Origin of the sequence: Enterobacter sp. D2 (assembly GCF_034427575.1) — a bacterium.
GTDB classification, from domain to species: domain Bacteria; phylum Pseudomonadota; class Gammaproteobacteria; order Enterobacterales; family Enterobacteriaceae; genus Enterobacter; species Enterobacter cloacae_M.
Map to the genome: position 1 here is coordinate 222,516 of NZ_JAXQPP010000004.1, position 20,477 is coordinate 242,992.

Genomic DNA, 20,477 nt, shown 5'->3' on the forward strand with positions numbered 1-20,477 from the left:
TAATTATTTGGTGTGGCTTGCTGCCCTCACCCTGGCCCTCTCTCACAGGGAGAGGGAATTTAAATGCCGAGCTCTGCTCGCGTTGGTAATCCTTCGCTGTCGCCCTGCACCTGAATGGCCAGCGAGCCAATCTTGTTGCCCCGCGCCACGGCCTGCGGCAGCGTTTTGCCTTCCAGCAGGGCGCTAATCACGCCCACGGCAAAACCGTCGCCCGCGCCGACGGTGTCGACAACGTTCTCAACCTTCACCGCCGCGACCGCGCCCTGTTGGCCGTCGGCCGTCTTAAACCATGCGCCATCGGCGCCGGTCTTCAGCACCACCGCTTTTACCCCTTTATTCAGGTAGAAATCGGCAATCCCTTCCGGCGTGCTTTTGGCGGTCAGGGTCATCCCTTCTTTCAGGCCCGGCAGAACCCAGTCCGCCTGGAACGCCAGACGGTTGAGCTTCTCGACCATTTCCGCTTCGCTTTTCCACAGCACCGGGCGCAGGTTTGGATCGAAAGAGATCGTTTTTCCCCTGGCTTTCAGCGTGGCTGCCGCGTGATCCAGCAGCTCATACGAGGTGGCAGACAGCGCAGCCGCCACGCCGCTCAGGTGCAGATGGCGCGCGGAGGCGAAATAGTCGGCGTGGTAATCCGCCACTGAGAGGTGGCTTGCGGCCGATCCCTTACGGAAATACTCCACGATGGGATCGGTTCCATTTTCGACCTTAGATTTAAGCTGAAAGCCGGTAGGGAAGCGTGCATCAAGGGTGACGCCTGCGGCATCAATTCCCTCTTTTTTCAGCGAGTCGAGAACGAAATGGCCAAAGCTGTCGTCCCCCACGCGGCTGACCCAGCCGACGTTCAGGCCGAGACGCGCCAGGCCGGTTGCGACGTTCAGCTCTGCGCCCGCCACGCGTTTGATAAAGTGCTCCACCGCGCTCAATTCGCCCGTTTCAGTGGCGACAAACATCGCCATGGCTTCGCCGATCGTGATGACATCCAGCGTCTTGTGCATGTTTTACTCCTCGCGCAGCAGGTTGACGTAATGGCGGGTAACGGCGGTTAAATCCGTCCCTTCCAGCGGGAACTCGATACCGCGCGGGGCATCGGCAGGCAGCTGGCCGAGAAGATCCAGCCAGCGCGCATCGGCGTGGTCTGGCGCCACGGCGCGGAAGTTATCTTTGTGCGGCACGGCCGCTTTCACGTGGATATAGCTCACCGCAGGGGCCAGATGACGCGCGGCCTCTTCAGGCGAATCGCCAACCCACAGCCAGTTGCCCATATCGAAGGTCAGCGTGACGGGTAAGGCCATTTCCCGACAGGCGGCCTGGAAGCGCTGCATGGGCGCGAGCTGTCCGCAGTCGGTCTGATCGTTCTCCACGACCAGCGCCATGCCGCTTGCGTTCAGCAGGGTACGCAGGGCGTCGAGAGGCTGCGCGTCGCGGAAATGGCCCAGGGAAACCTTCAGCCACAGGGCGTTCAGGGTGCTGGCCTCAGAGAGATAGCGGGTCAGGTCCGGGTTGAGGGTGCCGTCAGGCACAAACAGGGCGGCGGGGGCGGAGTAGCACGCCAGCAGGCCGAGCAGCTCAATGGATTCTCCCAGCGCAGGCAGCGCCAGTAGCTCTTCGCTGTTGAACAATTCCCGGCGGATCTCCACGCCGTCTGCCCCCGCGCCTGCAATCACGGGAAGCATTGCCCGCTGACCGCCCGCCTGTCGCACCTGTTCCGCACCGTACGCGGCGGTGACCACCATAATTTTCCTGCCCATCTTCGGACTCCATCGCAACATATCAATACTATTACGCTAGATGGAACCGGTTCCAAAGAAAAGGTCAGGATGTCGAATTTATGATCGGTATCACAAGGGAAAATTAACGCGCCGTGGAGCCGCGAACGATCAGCTCGCCGGAGAAGACCTGCTCGCGAACGGCATCGCTGGTGCCTTCAATGCGACGAACTACTTGTTCAACAGCAGCATAGCCAATCTGCCAGGTGGGCTGTTTGAGGGTCGTAATGCCGACGCCTGCCAGCTCCGCCCACTCCAGTTCATCAAACCCCAGCAGACCGATATCGCTGCCCCAGTGCAGGCCAATGCGCTTGAGCGAGCGGGCGACCTGAAGCGTCAGCGCCCCGTTTGCGGAGATAACGGCTTTGCGCATGCCGCGATGGCGCGTGTGGAACTGGCGCAGGGTGTTATCGAGCTGGTCAGCTTCGTGAAGCGGCGTTTCGGCATTTTCGGCGATCACGCCGGGATATCGCTCCAGCGTGGTGCGAAATGCGCTCAGGCGCTCGCGACGGGTATTGACCATCCCTAACGGTTCACTCAGAAACAGAATGGCCTCGAAGCCCTGTTCGATCAGATGTTCGGTGGCGGTAGTGGCTGCCTGGGTGTTATCCAGACCGACCACATCGCAGGCAAATTCCGGGATTTTACGGTCGATGAGGACCATAGGCAGAGAGGACTGCTGCAGGCGGTTTAAACCCTCTTCCCGCATGCCCACCGCGTTCACCACAATCCCTTCGACCTGATAGCTGCGCAGCAGATCGAGGTAATGCAGCTCCTGGTCAACTTCGTTGTTGGTATTACAGACCAGCGGCGTGAACCCCTTCTCGCGACAGGCGGCTTCAATACCGCTGAGCACGTTAACGGAATAGGGGTTGGTGATATCGGCGATGATAAGCCCGATAAGGCGGGTGCGGCCGCGTTTGAGCCCGCGCGCCATGAGGCTGGGACGGTAGTCGAGATCGGCAATGGCCTGTTCAATACGCGCCAGCAATGCGTCGGACAGCAGGTGTTTCTCGCCGTTAAGGTAGCGTGAAATACTGGTTTTACCGGTTTTGGCGGCTTTCGCCACGTCGCTGATGGTGGCCCGGGCTGGTTTGCTCATCGCTGATTTCCCTGAATTTAGTGAGAATACCTTAGCGGGAAAATCAGACGAATCAAGTAATTTGCCCGGTGGCGCTGCGCTTACCGGAGGTTGCGGTCTGGTGCCCTCACCCCAACCCTCTCCCACGGGAGAGGGGGCAACCACTAAAAACGGCAACGAGCGTTGCCGTTTTGCTTTTACCTACTGAATTGGGCTTAACGTAATCTCAACGCGGCGGTTCTGCGCTTTGCCTTCCGCCGTGCTGTTGCTGGCGATAGGGTTGGCAGGGCCCATGCCGCTGGTGCGGATACGGTTCGCTTCAACACCCTGGGTAATCAGCGAGCTGGCCACGGAATCGGCGCGCTGCTGGGACAGACGCATGTTCAGATCCTGGCTGCCGGTGCTGTCGGTATAGCCAATCACGTTAACGGCGGTTTTATTGTACTCTTTCAGCACCATCGCTACGCCGGTCAGGGTGTTTGCGCCCGCGGGTTTCAGCGTTGCGCTGCTGCTGTCGAAGGTCACGTTGTTCGGCATATTCAGGATGATGTTATCGCCGCTGCGCGTCACGCTCACGCCGGTTCCCTTCATTTTGTCGCGCAGCTTCGCTTCCTGCACGTCCATGTAATAGCCAACGCCGCCACCCAGCGCCGCACCCGCCGCTGCGCCAATCAGCGCGCCTTTGCCGCGGTCTTTCTTGGAGGAGGATAGCGCCCCCACGCCTGCGCCGACCAGCGAGCCGATACCCGCGCCAATGCCGGATTTACCCGCTTCACGCTCACCGGTGTAAGGGTTAGTTGTGCAGCCAGAAACAGCCAGGGCACCGCTCACCAGAGCGGCAATAACGAGTACGCGTTTTTTCATCTTCTTTCCTTAATCCTTTTTATTCTTTGCCACGGCGAGCGTGGCAGTTGATTATGACGTCCAGATACGGAGAAAATTCCGGGTATAACTCTGAAATTTGTGACAAACCATAAACTGCCTCAGAAAGAAGGCCGTAAACCTGCACGCAACCAGGAGCGCACGCTTGAGCACCTCAACGAAAACCATTCTGACCGCCGCCCACTGGGGGCCGATGCTGGTCGAAACCGATGGCGAAAATGTTCTGTCGTCCCGCGGGGCACTGCCAACCCAACATCCCAACTCGTTACAGACCGTCGTTCGCGATCAGGTGCACAGCAAAACGCGCGTGCGCTGGCCGATGGTGCGTAAAGGTTTTCTGGCCTCGCCGGACAAGCCGCAGGGTATTCGCGGTCAGGATGAGTTTGTTCGCGTGAGCTGGGATGACGCGCTGGCGCTGATCCACGCCCAGCACAAGCGTATCCGCAACAGCTACGGTCCGTCGTCCATTTTCGCCGGGTCCTACGGCTGGCGTTCAAACGGCGTGCTGCACAAAGCCTCGACGCTGCTGCAGCGCTACATGAGCCTGGCGGGAGGCTATACCGGTCATCTGGGGGATTACTCCACCGGCGCGGCGCAGGCGATCATGCCGTACGTCGTGGGCGGGAACGAAGTGTACCAGCAGCAGACCAGCTGGCCGCTGGTGCTGGAGCATACCGATGTGGTCGTGCTGTGGAGCGCTAACCCCCTTAACACGCTGAAAATTGCATGGAATGCCAGCGACGAGCAGGGCATTGGGTATTTCGACGCGCTGCGCAAAAGCGGCAAGCGCATCATCTGCATTGACCCGATGCGTTCTGAAACCATGGATTTCTTTGGCGACAGCGCCGAGTGGGTTGCCCCGCATATGGGCACCGACGTGGCAATGATGCTGGGTATCGCCCATACGCTGGTGGAGAACGGCTGGCACGATGTTGAATTCCTGACGCGCTGTACCACCGGTTTCGATAAATTCGCCGACTACCTGACGGGTCAATCCGATGGGATTGCGAAAACGGCAGAGTGGGCGGCAAATATTTGTGGCGTTCCTGCGGAGAAAATCCGCGAACTGGTGGCGTTGTTCCATAAAAATACCACGATGTTAATGTCCGGCTGGGGAATGCAGCGCCAGCAGTTTGGCGAGCAAAAACAATGGATGCTGGTGACCCTTGCCGCGATGCTTGGGCAGATCGGCACGCCGGGCGGTGGTTTTGGTCTCTCCTATCACTTTGCTAACGGCGGCAACCCCACGCGTAAAGCGGCGGTGCTGGCGTCTCTGCAGGGCTCGGTGCAGGGCGGCGTGGATGCCGTGGATAAAATCCCGGTGGCGCGTATTGTTGAAGCCCTTGAAAACCCCGGTGGTTTTTATCAGCACAACGGTCTGGACCGCCATTTCCCGGACATTAAATTTGTCTGGTGGGCAGGCGGGTCGAACTTCACGCACCATCAGGATACCAACCGCCTGATCCGCGCCTGGCAAAAGCCGGAGCTGGTGGTGATTTCCGAGTGCTTCTGGACCGGTTCGGCTAAGCATGCAGATATCGTGCTGCCGGCGACCACCTCGTTTGAGCGTAACGATCTCACCATGACCGGTGACTACAGCAACCAGCATATGGTTCCGATGAAGCGCGTAGTGGCCCCGCGATATGAAGCACGTGATGATTTTGAGGTGTTTGCTGAACTGAGCGAACTGTGGGAAACGGGCGGCCGCGAGCGTTTTACCGAGGGGAAAAGCGATCTGCAATGGCTGGAGAGCTTCTACCAGATTGCCGGACAGCGCGGCGCGGCGCAGGGCGTGACGCTTCCGCCATTTGCTGAATTCTGGGAGGCGAACCAGCTCGTCGAGATGCCGGAGAGCGAACAGAACGCGAAGTTTGTCCGTTTTGCCGATTTCCGCCGCGACCCGGAGAGCCACCCGCTGAAAACCGAGAGTGGAAAGATCGTGATCTATAGCGAGCGTATCTCCAGCTTTGGCTATGCCGACTGCCCGCCACACCCTATGTGGCTCGAGCCGGACGAGTGGCACGGCAACGCCCAGCCGGAACAGCTGCAGGTGTTGTCTGCGCATCCCGCTCACCGTCTGCACAGCCAGCTTAACTATACCTCCCTGCGCGAGCAGTATGCGGTCGCCGGGCGAGAGCCGATCACGCTGAATACCCTTGATGCGAAAGCCCGCGGGATCGCGGACGGCGACGTGGTGCGCGTCTGGAACTCGCGCGGGCAGGTGCTGGCAGGGGCAGTGGTGAGCGACGGGATTAAACCGGGCGTGATCTGCATTCATCAGGGCGCATGGCCCGACCTTGAGCCCGACGAGGGAGGGATCTGTAAAAACGGGGCGGTTAACGTGCTGACCAAAGATCTCCCCAGCTCGAAACTGGGGAATGGCTGCGCAGGGAACACGGCGCTGGCCTGGGTAGAGAAATATCAGGGACCCGAGCTTACCTTAACGGCGTTTGATCCGCCTGCCAGCTCATGATCCATGTCGGGTGCTGGGTATCATCCTGCCAGGCGCTGTCTTCAATGCGAAAGCCCTGAGCATGGTAGAAATTCACCGCCCGCACATTTTTCTGATATACCTCCAGCGTTAAATGCGGGAAGCGCTGTTGAACATGGTTCAGCAGCGCGCGCCCGATGCCTTTCCCTATGCATGACGGTGCGACAAACAGCGCGCCGACAAACTGAGACTGCATCACGCTGATAAATCCGCAAGGTTCGCCATCCTCTTCCCAGACCCAGGTTTCCGCCGACGGAAGGTAAACGTCCCGCACCATGGCCTCGTTCTCTTTCCAGTAACCCGGCTCGATAAACGGATGCGCTTCCGTGGTGCTTTCAAGCCACAGGCTCAGAAGCGGCGCGGTATTCTCACTTTGCCATTTGCGGATCATGATGGCCTCCCGGATGACAGAAGCAGCCGGTAACATGGTCGTTGACCAGGCCACAGGCCTGCATAAAGGCGTAGCAGATGGTGGAACCGACAAACTTAAAGCCGCGTTTTTTCAGGGCTTTCGAGAGTGCATCCGAGGCCGGGGTGGAGGCCGGGATTTCCGCAAGCGTGGCGGCCTGGGTGACCTGCGGATCGTTGTTCACAAACGTCCAGACAAACTCTGAGAACGATTCACCGTTTTGTTCCATTGCCAGATAAGCGCGTGCGTTACCGATGATGGCCTGGATCTTACCGCGATGGCGGATGATGCCCGCGTCCTGCACCAGTCGTTCCACGTCCTCATCGGTCATGGCGGCGACGGCAACAGGATCGAACTGGTGGAAGGCGTTGCGGTAGTTTTCGCGTTTCTTCAGTACCGTAATCCACGACAGCCCCGCCTGCTGGCCCTCCAGGCAGATCATCTCAAAGAGTTTTTTGCCATCCGTTTCCGGCACGCCCCATTCCCGATCGTGATAGTCGATATAAAGCTGATCCTGGCTTACCCAACCGCAACGTTCCATCCGTCATCTCCCTTATTACTACTGATTTCGCAAAATTTTCATTCTGACTGGCTTGACGTGTTTACTATAAAGACAATAGTTAATACAAGGTCTATAAGTTCTTCCTGAATAACGACAAATATCGCCGAATTCGGCTCTCTCTGGGGTCGCGTTGATGATGATAAAAAAAATCAGTGGTCGCCATGCTGCTTCTGGCCTGGTGGGAATTTCAGCCTGCCTGTTTTTTTGTAATACAGCGTCTGCCTGGCAACAGGAATATATCGTTTCAGATGCCCAAAATAATACGGCGGAACGCTATACATGGGATGCGGATCACCAACCGCGTTATGAGGATATTCTGGCTGAGCGTATTCAGTCTTCGCAGAACGCACCGGGACTTGCCCTGAATATACCGTCTGGCAGAACGACGGAGGGGGCAATGAGCGTGGGCTGGAATTTTCCCGTTTCAGCACGTATCACCACCGGCCCGGTGGTGGCGTGGCGATACGACGGCACGGCGCCCATGATGATCAACGAGTTTGGTGATAGCGCGTCGACGCAGGCAATCACCGACCCGCTCTGGCATGCCAGCGTCAGCACGCTTGGATGGCGCGTGAATACCCAGTACGGCGATCTTCGTCCATGGGCGCAGATTAGCTATAACCAGCAGTTTGGTGAAAACCAGTGGAAATCGCAGTTTGGAATGCCGCAAACGCCAGCCCCTGCCCAAAGCGGTAGCTGGATGGATGTCACCGTGGGAACGGATATTCCCTTTAACACGTACATGGCGGCCTATGCGTCGCTGGCTCAGGGGGAGCACACCACCACCGGTGAGGAGTTTTTATACACTCTCGGCGTTAGCGCGAAATTCTAGAGTTGTTACTTTTTTAAACGTTACGATAACATCTCGAATACAATAACCACGGGCTTTACAGCGATAGCAGATACTAACATGCTGTCGCTTTATTCCCGGGCCAGGCCATTCATTCCCGATTCCAGGCATTTCATTCCGTTCCGCCTGCATTTCATGCCGTTTTACCCCAGGCGTTTTAAGGTTTTGTTTATCGTTGTCCTCAGCGAACTTCCTTAATTTCTCTTGCAGGACAACTGCCATGAACACATCAACCTATAACCGCACGCGCTGGCTTACGCTCTTTGGCACCATCGTCACCCAGTTTGCGCTGGGGTCGGTCTATACCTGGAGCCTGTTTAACAGCGCGCTTTCCGACAAACTCGGCGCGCCGGTCAGCCAGGTTGCGTTCTCCTTTGGTCTGCTGAGCCTGGGTCTGGCGATTTCGTCTTCCGTCGCGGGCAAGCTGCAGGAGCGTTTTGGCGTGAAGCGTGTGACCATGGCGTCCGGCATTCTGCTGGGGTTGGGCTTTTTCCTGACGGCGCATTCCAGCAACCTGATGATGCTGTGGCTGAGCGCCGGCGTGCTGGTGGGTCTGGCCGATGGCGCAGGTTACCTGCTGACTCTGTCGAACTGCGTGAAGTGGTTCCCGGAACGTAAAGGCTTAATCTCCGCGTTCGCCATCGGCTCTTATGGCCTGGGCAGCCTCGGGTTCAAATTTATCGACGCCCACCTGCTGGCGTCCGTTGGCCTCGAAAAAACCTTTATGATCTGGGGCGCAATCGTGCTGGTGATGATTTTGTTCGGCGCCACGCTGATGAAAGATGCGCCGCAGCAGGAAGTGAAATCCGTTAACGGCGTGGTGGAGAACGACTTCACCCTCGCGCAGTCCATGCGTAAGCCGCAGTACTGGATGCTGGCGGTGATGTTCCTGACGGCCTGCATGAGCGGTCTGTATGTCATCGGCGTGGCGAAGGATATCGCGCAGGGGATGGTGAAGCTGGATGCGGCTACGGCGGCGAATGCGGTGACGGTCATCTCCATTGCCAACCTCTCCGGTCGTCTGGTGCTCGGTATTCTGTCTGACAAAATTGCCCGCATCCGTGTGATTACGATTGGGCAGGTGGTTTCGCTGGTCGGTATGGCGGCGCTGCTGTTCGCTCCGCTGAATGAAGCCACCTTCTTCGCGGCGATTGCCTGCGTGGCCTTTAACTTCGGTGGCACTATTACCGTCTTCCCGTCACTGGTGAGCGAGTTCTTTGGCCTGAACAATCTGGCGAAAAACTACGGCGTTATCTATCTGGGCTTCGGGATCGGCAGTATCTGCGGCTCGCTGATTGCCTCCCTGTTCGGCGGCTTCTACGTGACCTTCTGCGTCATATTTGCCCTGCTGATTATCTCGCTGGCGCTCTCGACCACGATTCGCCAGCCGCAGCGCGAAGTATTCAAAGAAGCGCACGCGTAAGCTGTATGAAAGAGGCCTCCGTGGCCTCTTTTTTCTTTATGCGAGACGCTTCCCGTCTCGATATTTTGTAAAAATTTACACCGATCACACTCTCTGCTGCCACTTTTCTCTCCCGCTGTGGTCTACTTACCGCGCTTGTAGACGTTTCTCATAACGCTTCCTTACGCATTTACTTACTCTGTCCGCTTTCTCTTTGAGATTCGACGGGTCTTTATACCCCTTCCCCCAGGGTTGTTTGCATGAAATACATTAGGTCTCTTACCCAGCAAAGATTGTGTCTGATGCTGGCTGTCTATATCGGATTATTTCTGAATGGCGCGGTACTGTTCAGAAGAGTGGAAGGGTATGTTGAAAACCTTACCCTAAGTAATGGTATATTTGCCGCAATAGAAGTATTCGGCTCCGTCCTCGCTACATTCTTCCTCTTACGCCTGCTGTCCCTTTTTGGCCGACGTACCTGGCAAATTTTGGCCTCGCTGGTGGTGATTATTTCCGCCGCCGCAAGCTATTACATGACCTTTATGAACGTGGTCATTGGGTACGGTATCGTTGCCTCGGTGATGACCACGGATATCGATCTCTCGAAAGAGGTGGTAGGGAAAGGCTTCATCGTCTGGACGGTTTTAACCTGCCTGATCCCGCTGTTCTTTATCTGGAACAATACGTGCCGCTATACGCTGTTACGCCAGCTGCGCACGCGTGGACAGCGGATCCGCAATATCGTCGTCGTCCTGCTGGCCGGTCTGCTGGTATGGGCGCCTATCCGCCTGATGGAAACGCAGCAAAAACGCGTTGAAAAAGCGACGGGCGTGGATATGCCAAGCTATGGCGGCGTGGTGGCAAACTCGTATTTGCCATCTAACTGGCTGTCAGCGTTAGGTCTGTATGCCTGGGCGCAGGCGGATGAATCCGGTGATGTTAAGTCGCTGATCAATCCACTGAAAAAATTCACCTACCAGCCGCCAGCCGACGGGCTTGATGATACGTACGTCGTTTTTGTCATTGGCGAAACGACGCGCTGGGATCATATGGGCATTCTCGGCTATAACCGGGATACCACGCCAAAGCTGGCGCAGGAGAAGAACCTGGTGGCTTACCGGGGTTACTCCTGCGATACCGCGACCAAGCTTTCGCTGCGCTGTATGTTTGTTCGCGAAGGCGGTGCAAGCGATAACCCGCAGCGCACGCTGAAAGAGCAAAACGTCTTTGCCGTGCTAAAGCAGCTTGGATTTAGCTCAGACCTGTTCGCCATGCAAAGTGAGATGTGGTTCTACACCAATACCCTGGCAGATAACATCGCGTACCGTGAGCAGATTGGCGCCGAACCGCGTAACCGCGGTAAAAACGTCGACGACATGCTGCTGCTGGAAGAGATGTCGCAATCCCTCAAGAATCATCCGCAGGGCAAGCATCTTGTCATTCTGCATACCAAAGGATCGCATTACAGCTATTACCAGCGCTACACGCGTGATTTCGCGAAGTGGCAGCCTGAGTGCGTGGGCATTAATAAAGACTGCAGCAAGCAGGAGCTGATCAATGCCTATGATAACTCGGTGCTGTATGTGGATACCTTCCTGAGCCGGGTGATCGACCAGCTGCGCGATAAGAAAGCGATTGTGATTTATGCGGCAGACCACGGTGAATCCATCAACGAGAAAGAGCATCTGCACGGTACGCCGCGCAAGCTGGCACCGCCTGAACAGTTCCGCGTGCCGATGATCATGTGGATGTCGGATAAGTACCTGGAAAACCCGGAGAAGGCGAAGATGTTTGCTCAGCTGAAGAAAGAGGCGGAGATGAAGGTGCCGCGTCGTCACGTTGAGCTGTACGACACCATTATGGGTTGTCTCGGCTATACCTCACCGAACGGTGGGATTAACGAAAACAACAACTGGTGTAAACTCCCTGATAACAGCGTAAAAGCCGCGCAGTAGCTGCCCTGGCGAGAATATCGCCAGTTGAATGGCTTTTTGAAAATAAGGGATTGACGGGGGCGCACCTCAGCAGTAAGATGCGCTCCGCATTCGGCGAGTAGCGCAGCTTGGTAGCGCAACTGGTTTGGGACCAGTGGGTCGGAGGTTCGAATCCTCTCTCGCCGACCACATTCTGAAAAGGGCTAACCGCAAGGTTAGCCCTTTTTGCATTATGATCTTATCCCGTCAGAGTATCCAAAACGCCCCTTAGGCCTGCTTCTCCCTGCCTGTTAACGATTTTGTGACATAATCCATTGTATTTTTTTATATATAGATTGATCTTTTTTCGCGTTGCTTATGGATAACCTCAGCATTTTTCGCTGTGCGTTTTAACGTTCGCGGTATTTAGTGCTCAGATAATCACCATTCTGCAAGAAAATTTACCCATTCTGAATAAAAGTTAATCACTGATTGTTGCGAAATATGAAGAGACTTGTGCTGCAAGATAGCGAGTAGCATAAATTTCCCTGCTGAAAACTGGCATGCATAGTTTTTTTAATCTTTGTTTGCGGTTTCTCACACTCAGCGTAAATCCCCGTCACCTGTATTGACGTTTTCACATTCTGTTGACAGATTGTAGGGCATGAGGGGCATTTCAGGGACGATCTGCGCTGCAACTCAAACGCTCTTCTGAAAGGATTCTCCATCCCTTTAAAGCCTTCGGGCATCACCGACCGGACCGGGTAAAAAATAAATAAAGGTCTGGCGGCGTAACACAACAAAGCAAAACATCACATTGGAGCAGAATAATGAGTATTTCCTTGAAGAAGTCAGGGATGCTGAAGCTTGGTCTGAGCCTGGTGGCTATGACCGTGGCAGCAAGCGTACAGGCAAAAACCCTGGTTTACTGTTCTGAAGGCTCGCCGGAAGGCTTTAACCCACAGCTCTTTACCTCTGGTACGACTTACGACGCAAGCTCTGTACCGATCTATAACCGTCTGGTTGAATTCAAAACCGGTACCACGGAAGTAATTCCGGGTCTGGCCGAGAAGTGGGACGTCAGCGAAGACGGCAAAACCTATACCTTCCACCTGCGCCAGGGCGTGAAGTGGCAGGACAGCAAAGATTTCAAACCAACGCGCGACTTTAACGCCGACGACGTTGTGTTCTCTTTCGACCGTCAGAAAAACGCTCAGAACCCGTACCATAAAGTGTCTGGCGGCAGCTATGAATACTTCGAAGGGATGGGTCTGCCTGACCTGATTGCTGAAGTGAAAAAAGTGGACGATAAAACGGTTCAGTTCGTGCTGACGCGTCCGGAAGCGCCATTCCTGGCTGACCTGGCCATGGACTTCGCCTCAATTCTGTCCAAAGAGTACGCGGACAACATGCTGAAAGCCGGTACGCCGGAGAAAGTTGACCTGAATCCAATCGGTACCGGTCCATTCCAGCTGCTGCAGTACCAGAAAGACTCCCGCATTCTGTATAAAGCGTTCGAAGGCTATTGGGGCACCAAGCCGCAGATCGACCGTCTGGTCTTCTCCATCACGCCTGATGCTTCCGTGCGTTACGCAAAACTGCAGAAAAACGAATGCCAGGTGATGCCGTACCCGAACCCGGCTGATATCGCCCGTATGAAGCAGGACAAGAACATCAACCTGCTGGAGCAGGCCGGCCTGAACGTGGGCTATCTCTCCTTTAACACCGAGAAGAAACCGTTTGATGACGTGAAAGTGCGTCAGGCGCTGACCTACGCGGTGAACAAAGAAGCGATCATCAAGGCGGTTTACCAGGGCGCTGGCGTTGCTGCCAAAAACCTGATCCCACCAACCATGTGGGGTTATAACGACGACGTTAAAGACTACACCTACGATCCTGAGAAAGCGAAAGCGCTGCTGAAAGAAGCTGGCCAGGATAAAGGCTTTACCGTTGAGCTGTGGGCGATGCCGGTACAGCGTCCTTACAACCCGAACGCACGCCGTATGGCGGAAATGGTTCAGGCTGACTGGGCTAAGGTTGGCGTTCAGGCCAAGATTGTGACCTACGAGTGGGGCGAGTACCTGAAGCGCGCCAAAGCGGGTGAGCACCAGGCGGTAATGATGGGCTGGACCGGTGATAACGGGGATCCGGACAACTTCTTCGCCACCCTGTTCAGCTGCGCGGCGGCGAAAGACGGTTCTAACTACTCTCGCTGGTGCTACAAGCCGTTTGAAGACCTGATCCAGCCGGCGCGTGCGACCGACGATCACAACAAACGTATTGAACTGTACAAGCAGGCTCAGGTTGTTATGCACGATCAGGCTCCGGCGCTGATTGTTGCTCACTCCACCGTGTACGAGCCAGTGCGTAAAGAAGTGAAAGGCTACGTGGTAGATCCACTGGGCAAACACCACTTCGAAAACGTATCGGTTGAATAATAAGTAGGGTGTTCTCCCTCTCCCTCTGGAGAGGGCAGGGGTGAGGGGCGTGCATGCATCCCCTCACCCTAACTCTCTCCCGCTGGGAGAGGGAATTTACATTTGTGAGCAATACAGACGTCACGCCACTGGTCGTGCGTCATCAGAGAGAATCCGGGTTATGTTGCAGTTCATCCTCCGACGTCTGGGACTTGTCATCCCCACGTTTATCGGTATCACCCTTCTCACTTTTGCCTTCGTCCATATGATCCCCGGCGACCCGGTAATGATTATGGCGGGCGAGCGTGGTATTTCCCCTGAGCGCCATGCACAGCTGCTGGCGGAACTCGGTCTCGATAAGCCGATGTGGCAGCAGTACCTCCACTATATCTGGGGCGTGTTGCACGGTGATTTAGGGATTTCGCTGAAAAGCCGCCTTCCGGTGTGGGACGAGTTCGTGCCGCGTTTTAAAGCGACGCTGGAGCTTGGCATCTGCGCCATGATTTTCGCCACTGCGGTGGGTATTCCTGTCGGGGTACTGGCTGCCGTCAAGCGTGGCTCTATTTTTGACCATACCGCCGTGGGCCTGGCGCTGACCGGCTACTCCATGCCTATCTTCTGGTGGGGCATGATGCTGATCATGCTGGTATCGGTGCAGCTTAACCTGACGCCGGTCTCCGGGCGCGTCAGCGATATGGTCTTCCTGGATGACTCCAACCCGCTCACCGGCTTTATGCTGATTGATACGGCTATCTGGGGCGAAGAGGGCAACTTCATTGATGCCGTGGCGCACATGATCCTGCCTGCCATGGTGCTGGGCACCATTCCTCTGGCGGTGATCGTGCGAATGACCCGTTCATCGATGCTGGAAGTGCTGGGTGAGGATTATATCCGCACCGCGCGCGCAAAGGGCCTGACGCGTATGCGCGTCATCATCGTTCATGCGCTGCGTAATGCCATGCTGCCGGTGGTGACCGTTATCGGTCTCCAGGTTGGGACGTTGCTGGCGGGGGCGATCCTGACCGAAACCATCTTCTCCTGGCCGGGCCTTGGACGCTGGCTGATTGACGCGCTGCAACGCCGTGACTATCCGGTTGTGCAGGGCGGTGTACTGCTGGTCGCGACGATGATTATCCTCGTCAACCTGCTGGTCGATTTGCTGTACGGCGTGGTGAACCCGCGTATTCGTCATAAGAAGTAAGGGACCATCATGTCACAAGTCACTCAAAATAAAGTGGTCGCTGCACCGGTTCCTATGACGCCGCTGCAGGAATTCTGGCACTACTTCAAGCGCAATAAAGGCGCGGTGGTAGGGCTGGTGTATGTCGTAATCATGATCCTGATTGCGGTGTTTGCGAATTTCCTCGCACCGTATAACCCGGCGGACCAGTTCCGCGATGCGCTGCTCGCGCCGCCTGCGTGGCAGGACGGCGGCAGCCTGGCGCACCTGCTGGGTACCGATGACGTGGGCCGCGACGTGCTGTCGCGTCTGATGTACGGCGCGCGCCTGTCGCTGCTGGTCGGCTGCCTGGTGGTGGTGTTATCCCTGATTATGGGGATCGTGCTGGGTCTGATTGCCGGTTACTTCGGCGGTATCGTTGATAATATCATCATGCGTATCGTTGACATCATGCTGGCGCTGCCAAGCCTGCTGCTGGCGCTGGTGCTGGTGGCGATCTTCGGCCCGTCGATAGGCAATGCCGCGCTGGCGTTGACCTTCGTGGCGCTCCCTCACTACGTGCGTTTAACCCGTGCGGCGGTGCTGGTGGAAGTGAACCGCGATTACGTCACCGCCTCTCGCGTGGCGGGTGCCGGTGCGATGCGCCAGATGTTCGTGAATATCTTCCCAAACTGCCTTGCGCCGCTGATTGTTCAGGCGTCGCTCGGTTTCTCTAACGCCATTCTTGATATGGCCGCTCTTGGCTTCCTGGGCATGGGTGCGCAGCCGCCAACACCGGAGTGGGGCACGATGCTCTCCGACGTGTTGCAGTTCGCACAAAGCGCCTGGTGGGTTGTCACCTTCCCGGGTCTGGCAATCCTGCTGACGGTGCTGGCATTTAACCTGATGGGTGATGGCCTGCGTGATGCGCTTGATCCCAAACTGAAGCAGTAAGAGGCACGAGATGGCGTTATTAAATGTAGATAAATTATCGGTGCACTTCGGCGACGAAGGCACCCCGTTTCGCGCCGTGGACCGCATCAGCTACAGCGTAAATCAGGGCGAAGTGGTAGGCATTGTCGGGGAATCCGGTTCCGGTAAGTCGGTGAGTTCACTGGCGATCATGGGGCTGATTGATTACCCGGGCCGCGTGATGGCGGAAAACCTACAGTTCAACGGTCAGGATCTGAAGCGCATTTCTGAAAAACAGCGCCGCCAGCTGGTGGGCGCCGAAGTGGCGATGATTTTCCAGGATCCGATGACCAGCCTTAACCCCTGCTACACCGTTGGTTTCCAGATTATGGAAGCGATTAAGGTGCATCAGGGTGGGAATAAGAAAACCCGTCGCCAGCGCGCGATCGATCTGCTGAACCAGGTAGGTATTCCTGACCCGGCATCGCGCCTGGACGTTTACCCGCATCAGCTCTCCGGTGGGATGAGCCAGCGCGTGATGATCGCGATGGCGATAGCCTGTCGGCCAAAGCTGCTGATTGCGGATGAACCGACGACGGCGCTGGATGTGACCATTCAGGCACAAATCATCGAACTCCTGCTGGAGCTGCAGCAGAAAGAGAATATGGCGCTGGTGCTGATTACGCACGATCTGGCGCTGGTGGCCGAAGCGGCGCACAAAATCATCGTGATGTATGCGGGCCAGGTGGTTGAGACCGGAAATTCTCACGATATCTTCCGCGCGCCGCGTCACCCGTATACCCAGGCGCTTTTACGCGCGCTGCCGGAGTTTGCCCAGGACAAAGCGCGTCTGGCGTCGCTGCCGGGTGTGGTACCGGGTAAATATGACCGTCCGCAGGGCTGTCTGCTCAATCCGCGCTGTCCGTATGCAACGGACAAATGCCGGGCAGAAGAGCCTGAGCTGAACCAGCTTGCTGACGGCCGTCAGTCGAAATGCCACTACCCACTCGATGATGCCGGGAGGCCAACACTATGAGTACGCAACAGGCCACCACGCAACAACCGCTGTTGCAGGCCATCGACCTGAAAAAATACTACCCGGTGAATAAGGGGCTGTTTGCCCCTGAACGCCTGGTGAAAGCGCTGGACGGCGTCTCTTTTAACCTCGAACGCGGTAAAACGCTGGCGGTGGTGGGGGAGTCAGGCTGCGGCAAATCCACGCTGGGCCGTCTGCTGACGATGATTGAAGTGCCGACCGGCGGGGAGCTCTACTATCAGGGGCAGGATCTGCTCAAGCACGATCCGCAGGCGCAGAAGCTGCGCCGCCAGAAAATCCAGATTGTGTTCCAGAACCCGTATGGTTCTTTGAACCCGCGTAAAAAAGTCGGGCAGATTCTGGAAGAGCCGCTGCTGATCAACAGTAATTTGAGTAAAGAGCAGCGCCGTGAAAAGGCGCTGGCGATGATGGCGAAGGTCGGCCTCAAAACCGAGCATTACGATCGCTATCCGCACATGTTCTCCGGCGGCCAGCGTCAGCGTATTGCGATCGCCCGCGGGCTGATGCTCGATCCGGACGTGGTGATTGCCGATGAGCCGGTCTCCGCGCTCGACGTATCCGTGCGTGCGCAGGTGCTGAACCTGATGATGGATCTCCAGCAGGAGCTGGGGCTGTCTTACGTGTTCATCTCCCACGACCTGTCGGTGGTAGAGCATATTGCCGATGAAGTGATGGTGATGTACCTGGGGCGCTGCGTGGAGAAGGGGACTAAAGACCAGATCTTTAATAACCCTCGTCACCCGTATACTCAGGCGCTGCTGTCTGCGACGCCGCGTCTGAACCCGGACGATCGTCGTGAGCGTATTAAGCTGACGGGTGAACTGCCAAGCCCACTGAATCCGCCTCCGGGATGTGCATTCAATGCCCGCTGCAGTCGCCGCTTCGGTCCGTGCACCCAGCTCCAGCCGCAGCTGAAGGATTATGGCGGCCAGCTGGTTGCCTGCTTCGCGGTCGATCAGGATGAAAATGGCGAGAAGCCACAGGCATAACGAAAAAAACCGGCGTTAAGCCGGTTTTTTTTATGTCTGCTTGATTATTTCCGCAGGCGAATCTGGTCGACGGCGTGCTTCTCGCTCTTGGTGAGGATCAGGCTCGCACGCTCGCGCGTCGGCAGGATGTTCTCTTTGAGGTTCACGTAGTTGATCTCATTCCACAGCCCCGTGGCCACGCCGATCGCTTCTTCTTCAGAAAGCTGAGCATAGTGGTGGAAATAGGAATCCGGGTCGGTAAACGCCCCTTCGCGGAACTTCAGGAAGCGGTTGATGTACCAGTTTTGCAGCAGGTCTTCCGGCGCATCGACATAAATAGAGAAATCGACGAAATCCGAGACGAATACGTGATGCGGGTCGTGAGGATAGTCCATCCCGCTTTGCAGCACGTTCAGACCTTCCAGAATCAGGATGTCCGGCTGGACCACGGTTTTATCCCCACCCGGGATGCGATCGTAGATCAGGTGCGAATAGACTGGTGCAGTCACGTGCGGCACGCCGGATTTCAGGTCAGAGACAAATTTCACCAGCCGGTGCATATCGTAAGAGAGCGGGAAGCCCTTCTTCTTCATCAGCCCGCGTTCTTTTAACACCTCGTTCGGGTGCAGGAAGCCGTCGGTGGTAATCAGCTCCACGCTGCGGTGTTCCGGCCAGCGGCTCAACAGCGCCTGCAGGACGCGCGCGGTGGTACTTTTACCCACGGCCACGCTGCCTGCGATACTAATGATATAAGGAATACGTTGACCGTTCGTCCCGAGAAACTGCTCCAGCACGGCCTGACGACGCAGGTTCGAGCTGATATAGAAGTTAAGCAAGCGAGAGAGGGGGAGATAAATTTCTGCCACTTCTTCCAGGGACAGATCTTCGTTTATCCCTTTTAACCGTGCGATTTCACCTTCCGTCAGCGTCATAGGGACGGAATCACGCAGGGCAGCCCACTGGCTGCGGTTAAAGTGAAGATAAGGCGTCATTAACGTTTGCTCTTTTTTGCTCATAAGCATGCTTCAGTGAGCCAGTATCACACTGTCGGATCATGGCTCATCACACAGTTAATTTTGGACAATGGGCAGGAGGTTAACACCAGATGACGGGAATAATAAGAAAAAAGATGGAAAGCGCTGCGTTACGCGGAAGCCGTCACGCTACGGTGAATACGGTGCAAATCACGATGATATGTTGAATATTTGACCTCAAATGACTACTTTTACAGCGTCCGACACGCTCTTCGCATAAAATGTGAGCGAAAGAACGTTTTATGCAAATTTTTAGTTGCATGACCGCGCAGGTATCCATAGAATGCGCGCTACTTGATGCCGACTTAGCTCAGTAGGTAGAGCAACTGACTTGTAATCAGTAGGTCACCAGTTCGATTCCGGTAGTCGGCACCATCAAGTCCGGTGGGGTTCCCGAGCGGCCAAAGGGAGCAGACTGTAAATCTGCCGTCACAGACTTCGAAGGTTCGAATCCTTCCCCCACCACCACTTTCTGGCAGCGTAAATGCCGCCGGAGCTGGTTGGAAAAATTAGCCAGCTCAAACTGAAAAAGAGAGAAATCTCTTTTTTTGTTACAGAAAGAACTGGGTAGCCGAGTTTCAGGATGCGGGCATCGTATAATGGCTATTACCTCAGCCTTCCAAGCTGATGATGCGGGTTCGATTCCCGCTGCCCGCTCCAATACGTGCTGATATGGCTCAGTTGGTAGAGCGCACCCTTGGTAAGGGTGAGGTCCCCAGTTCGACTCTGGGTATCAGCACCACTTCACTTCTCCTTCCCGTTTCTCTCTGTTTCAATTTTACTGTATTCAACAATTCAGGCATTTCGCCTGGTTGATGTGGTGATATCACCGATTTATCCGTGTCTTAGAGGGACAATCGATGTCTAAAGAAAAGTTTGAACGTACAAAACCGCACGTTAACGTCGGTACTATCGGCCACGTTGACCATGGTAAAACAACGCTGACCGCTGCAATCACTACCGTTCTGGCAAAAACCTACGGTGGTTCTGCTCGTGCATTCGATCAGATCGATAACGCGCCAGAAGAAAAAGCTCGTGGTATCACCATCAACACCTCTCACGTTGAGTACGACACCCCGACTCGCCACTACGCACACGTAGACTGCCCAGGCCACGCCGACTATGTTAAAAACATGATCACCGGTGCTGCGCAGATGGACGGCGCGATCCTGGTTGTTGCTGCGACTGACGGCCCAATGCCTCAGACTCGTGAGCACATCCTGCTGGGTCGTCAGGTAGGCGTTCCTTTCATCATTGTGTTCCTGAACAAATGCGACATGGTTGATGACGAAGAGCTGCTGGAACTGGTAGAGATGGAAGTTCGTGAACTGCTGTCTCAGTACGATTTCCCGGGCGACGATACTCCAATCGTTCGTGGTTCTGCTCTGAAAGCGCTGGAAGGCGACGCAGAGTGGGAAGCGAAAATCATCGAACTGGCTGGCTTCCTGGATTCTTACATCCCAGAACCAGAGCGTGCGATTGACAAGCCATTCCTGCTGCCAATCGAAGACGTATTCTCCATCTCCGGTCGTGGTACCGTTGTTACCGGTCGTGTAGAGCGCGGTATCATC

Annotated in this window: 17 protein-coding genes and 5 tRNA genes; 15 read left to right on the plus strand and 7 right to left on the minus strand. The window is 55.9% G+C overall.

Features of this window, described 5'->3' with window-relative positions:
- Positions 1 to 59: 59 nt before the first annotated feature.
- The 4 genes from SPG90_RS18665 to SPG90_RS18680 form a co-directional block, all read right to left on the minus strand.
- Positions 60 to 998, minus strand: a complete 939-nt coding sequence (locus SPG90_RS18665) for a sugar kinase (protein WP_126303874.1) — start codon at positions 996 to 998, stop codon at positions 60 to 62.
- Positions 999 to 1,001: 3 nt separating this feature from the next.
- Entirely contained in the window at positions 1,002 to 1,751 is a 750-nt protein-coding gene (locus SPG90_RS18670) for a sugar phosphate isomerase/epimerase family protein (protein ID WP_063409265.1), read from the minus strand.
- Positions 1,752 to 1,854: 103 nt separating this feature from the next.
- A complete protein-coding gene (locus SPG90_RS18675) occupies positions 1,855 to 2,871 on the minus strand; it encodes a LacI family DNA-binding transcriptional regulator (RefSeq protein WP_023309954.1) in 1,017 nt (338 codons plus the stop codon).
- A gap of 180 nt (positions 2,872 to 3,051) precedes the next feature.
- Entirely contained in the window at positions 3,052 to 3,714 is a 663-nt protein-coding gene (locus SPG90_RS18680) for an OmpA family lipoprotein (RefSeq protein ID WP_008502762.1), read from the minus strand.
- Positions 3,715 to 3,925: 211 nt separating this feature from the next.
- Between SPG90_RS18680 and SPG90_RS18685 the strand changes: the two genes are divergently transcribed.
- Positions 3,926 to 6,205, plus strand: a complete 2,280-nt coding sequence (locus SPG90_RS18685) for a molybdopterin guanine dinucleotide-containing S/N-oxide reductase (RefSeq protein WP_241238617.1) — start codon at positions 3,926 to 3,928, stop codon at positions 6,203 to 6,205.
- Here SPG90_RS18685 and SPG90_RS18690 read toward each other — a convergent pair.
- Both SPG90_RS18690 and tag read right to left on the minus strand, forming a co-directional pair.
- Positions 6,168 to 6,614 carry an N-acetyltransferase gene (locus SPG90_RS18690; RefSeq protein ID WP_023309956.1) on the minus strand — a complete coding sequence of 149 codons (447 nt, stop codon included), beginning with the start codon at positions 6,612 to 6,614 and terminating at the stop codon, positions 6,168 to 6,170. The genes SPG90_RS18685 and SPG90_RS18690 overlap by 38 nt on opposite strands.
- Complete coding sequence (tag, locus tag SPG90_RS18695) at positions 6,592 to 7,173, minus strand: DNA-3-methyladenine glycosylase I (RefSeq protein ID WP_023309957.1); 582 nt, start codon at positions 7,171 to 7,173, stop codon at positions 6,592 to 6,594. Before tag ends, SPG90_RS18690 begins: the two co-directional genes overlap by 23 nt.
- 154 nt (positions 7,174 to 7,327) lie before the next feature.
- Between tag and SPG90_RS18700 the strand changes: the two genes are divergently transcribed.
- From SPG90_RS18700 to dppF, 9 genes are all read left to right on the plus strand, one after another.
- Positions 7,328 to 8,026 (plus strand): autotransporter domain-containing protein, encoded by a 699-nt coding sequence (locus SPG90_RS18700; RefSeq protein ID WP_045400217.1) that lies wholly within the window; start codon positions 7,328 to 7,330, stop codon positions 8,024 to 8,026.
- Positions 8,027 to 8,264: 238 nt separating this feature from the next.
- Positions 8,265 to 9,467 carry an MFS transporter gene (locus SPG90_RS18705; RefSeq protein ID WP_023309959.1) on the plus strand — a complete coding sequence of 401 codons (1,203 nt, stop codon included), beginning with the start codon at positions 8,265 to 8,267 and terminating at the stop codon, positions 9,465 to 9,467.
- Positions 9,468 to 9,706: 239 nt separating this feature from the next.
- Complete coding sequence (gene eptB, locus SPG90_RS18710) at positions 9,707 to 11,401, plus strand: kdo(2)-lipid A phosphoethanolamine 7''-transferase (RefSeq protein WP_126303869.1); 1,695 nt, start codon at positions 9,707 to 9,709, stop codon at positions 11,399 to 11,401.
- Positions 11,402 to 11,492: 91 nt separating this feature from the next.
- Positions 11,493 to 11,569 (plus strand) — tRNA-Pro (locus tag SPG90_RS18715).
- Positions 11,570 to 12,189: 620 nt separating this feature from the next.
- A complete protein-coding gene (gene dppA, locus SPG90_RS18720; protein WP_023309961.1) occupies positions 12,190 to 13,797 on the plus strand; it encodes a dipeptide ABC transporter periplasmic-binding protein DppA in 1,608 nt (535 codons plus the stop codon).
- A gap of 160 nt (positions 13,798 to 13,957) precedes the next feature.
- The gene (dppB, locus tag SPG90_RS18725) at positions 13,958 to 14,977 is read left to right on the plus strand and encodes a dipeptide ABC transporter permease DppB (protein ID WP_023309962.1); all 1,020 of its coding nucleotides are present in this window, start codon (positions 13,958 to 13,960) and stop codon (positions 14,975 to 14,977) included.
- Between the two features lie 9 nt (positions 14,978 to 14,986).
- Positions 14,987 to 15,889 carry a dipeptide ABC transporter permease DppC gene (gene dppC, locus SPG90_RS18730; RefSeq protein ID WP_045400214.1) on the plus strand — a complete coding sequence of 301 codons (903 nt, stop codon included), beginning with the start codon at positions 14,987 to 14,989 and terminating at the stop codon, positions 15,887 to 15,889.
- Positions 15,890 to 15,899: 10 nt separating this feature from the next.
- Positions 15,900 to 16,883 carry a dipeptide ABC transporter ATP-binding protein gene (gene dppD, locus SPG90_RS18735; protein ID WP_008502772.1) on the plus strand — a complete coding sequence of 328 codons (984 nt, stop codon included), beginning with the start codon at positions 15,900 to 15,902 and terminating at the stop codon, positions 16,881 to 16,883.
- The gene (dppF, locus tag SPG90_RS18740) at positions 16,880 to 17,893 is read left to right on the plus strand and encodes a dipeptide ABC transporter ATP-binding subunit DppF (RefSeq protein ID WP_126303867.1); all 1,014 of its coding nucleotides are present in this window, start codon (positions 16,880 to 16,882) and stop codon (positions 17,891 to 17,893) included. The genes dppD and dppF overlap by 4 nt, the downstream gene beginning before the upstream one ends.
- Positions 17,894 to 17,937: 44 nt before the next feature.
- On the opposite strand, the gene coaA is transcribed toward dppF, so the two are convergent.
- Complete coding sequence (gene coaA, locus SPG90_RS18745) at positions 17,938 to 18,888, minus strand: type I pantothenate kinase (RefSeq protein WP_032668002.1); 951 nt, start codon at positions 18,886 to 18,888, stop codon at positions 17,938 to 17,940.
- Positions 18,889 to 19,205: 317 nt separating this feature from the next.
- Here coaA and SPG90_RS18750 point away from each other — a divergent pair.
- The 5 genes from SPG90_RS18750 to SPG90_RS18770 all read left to right on the plus strand — a co-directional run.
- Positions 19,206 to 19,281 (plus strand) — tRNA-Thr (locus SPG90_RS18750).
- A gap of 8 nt (positions 19,282 to 19,289) precedes the next feature.
- Positions 19,290 to 19,374, plus strand: a tRNA-Tyr gene (locus tag SPG90_RS18755).
- 117 nt (positions 19,375 to 19,491) lie between these two features.
- Positions 19,492 to 19,566, plus strand: a tRNA-Gly gene (locus SPG90_RS18760).
- 6 nt (positions 19,567 to 19,572) lie between these two features.
- A tRNA-Thr gene (locus tag SPG90_RS18765) sits at positions 19,573 to 19,648 on the plus strand.
- Positions 19,649 to 19,766: 118 nt separating this feature from the next.
- Positions 19,767 to 20,477, plus strand: a 711-nt coding sequence (locus SPG90_RS18770; protein WP_322408269.1) for an elongation factor Tu, incomplete at its 3' end; no start/stop codon positions are given.